Source organism: Ilumatobacter nonamiensis YM16-303, from assembly GCF_000350145.1.
GTDB classification, from domain to species: domain Bacteria; phylum Actinomycetota; class Acidimicrobiia; order Acidimicrobiales; family Ilumatobacteraceae; genus Ilumatobacter_A; species Ilumatobacter_A nonamiensis.
In genome coordinates, this window is sequence record NZ_BAOL01000315.1 from 1 (window position 1) to 1,854 (window position 1,854).

Here is a 1,854-nt window from a genome sequence, read left to right on the forward strand (position 1 = left end):
ACCTGTGGAGCCTCGCCGTGGAGGAGCAGTTCTACGTGATCTGGCCGCTGGTCATGTTCGCGTTCATCCGCGTCGGCAGCCGTCGGATCTCCGGGATGGCGCGCTGGTTGTTCCTCGCGGCGGTGTTGATCACCGTCGCCGTCGCGCTGCTCAGCTACTCGGGTCCCCAGCAGAACCCCGAGTTCACGCCCGATGCGTACTGGACGATCTTCGGCCGCGCGATCTCGATCCCGGACGCGCTCTACCTGTCCACGTTCTCGCGTGCCGGCGGCTTGCTCCTCGGTGCCGCATTCGCCATGATCTGGCGGCCCGTGGCGGTGATGCGCAGCCCGCTGCGGAACAAGCCGGGAATGTTCGACATCGGGGCGCTCGTGGGCCTGGTCGTGCTCGGGGCGCTCGCCTGGTTCGTCAGCTTCCAACCGGACCAAGGTGTCGGATTCCTGTTCCGCGGTGGTCTGTTCATCACTGGGCTCGCCACGATCGCCGTGATCGCCGCCGTGACGCATCAGGGTGCGACCACCGGCAAGATCCTCTCGCTCCCGGTGTTGATCTGGATCGGCACGCGGTCGTACGGGCTGTACCTCTACCACTGGCCGATCTACCAGATCATCCGCAACATCGCCGCCAACAAGCTGCAGGTCCACGAGTTCGTGCTCGCGCTCGTGGCGACGTGCGTGATCACCGAACTCTCGTACCGGTACATCGAGACACCGATCCGGCAGGGCAAGCTCGGCGAGCTGTGGCAGCGGCGCCGGGCCGGGATTCCGTCGCGGAACAGCCTCAGCGACGACCAGCGCAAGCGGGCCTACGTGGCCTCCGGCGTCGCGGCGTTGCTCGCGGTGTTCGCCGTCGGCAGCATGGCGACCGCCGAACTGAAGCAGAACGATCTCGCGGTCAGTCTCGAGGAGTCGGCGGAATCGACGTGCGACGTCCTGGTCGACATCGATTGTGACGGAGTGGACGACTTCGACGCCGACGGCAATCCCATCGCCACGGATGATTCGGTGGCCGACGACGAGCTGCTCACTCCGAACACCGAAGCGGTCGAGACTCCGGCTTCCGACCCGGCAGACGAGGGCGCTGCCGCCGAGACCCCCGAGACGTCCCTCGCTCCTAAGACGACCGCTCCCCCGACCACCGCGGCGGCGCCGACGTCTGCCCAGCTCGCGCTCGGCGACTCGGTGATGCAGGGCGCAGCCCCGCAGCTGAACGAGCTCGGGTTCACCGTCGATGCGATCGAGAGTCGGGCGTGGGTCAACGGGCTCGACACGATCGAGAAGCTCGGCGCCCAGGACCGGCTGCCGGAGACGTTGGTCATCCACCTCGGCACGAACGGCCCGATCGGCCAGGCGAACATGGATCGGATGATGACCGCCGTGTCGACCGTCCCGAACGTGTTGCTGCTCACCAACGACGTCGACCGTGACTACACCGCGGGGAACAACGAGCTCATCTACGCCGCCGCTGCGGCGAACGACAATGTCGAGGTGCTCGATTGGCAGGGCTTGGCGCCCGCCTGCACCGGCGACTGCTTCGAGAACGACGGTTTCCACCTGAAGCCGGCCGGTCGGCGGTACTACGCCGAACTGATCGCCGGCGCTCTCGCGAGCTGATTCCCGGCTCCGGTACCGGCCGATCGGCCGCGCGTGACCGATGTCCACTTCGCGTGGTGACGCGAATCTGGACGCCCCACTGACGATACTTGTTGCCGACATGACGACGTTCGCCACGAAGACGTCTCCCGACGTCGACGTGCGGGAGAACACCGCCCAGATCAGTCGCGTCCCGTATCTCGCGGGGCTCGACGGAATGCGCGCGCTCGCCGTGATCGCGGTGATGGTGTACCACGCCAAC

At 66.9% G+C, this 1,854-nt stretch carries 1 protein-coding gene; it reads left to right on the forward strand.

Annotation, left to right across the window (positions count from 1 at the left end; all coding sequences use genetic code 11):
- Positions 1-1,613, forward strand: a 1,613-nt coding sequence (locus ON45_RS23310; protein WP_040496548.1) for an acyltransferase family protein, incomplete at its 5' end; no start/stop codon positions are given.
- Positions 1,614-1,854: the final 241 nt, after the last annotated feature.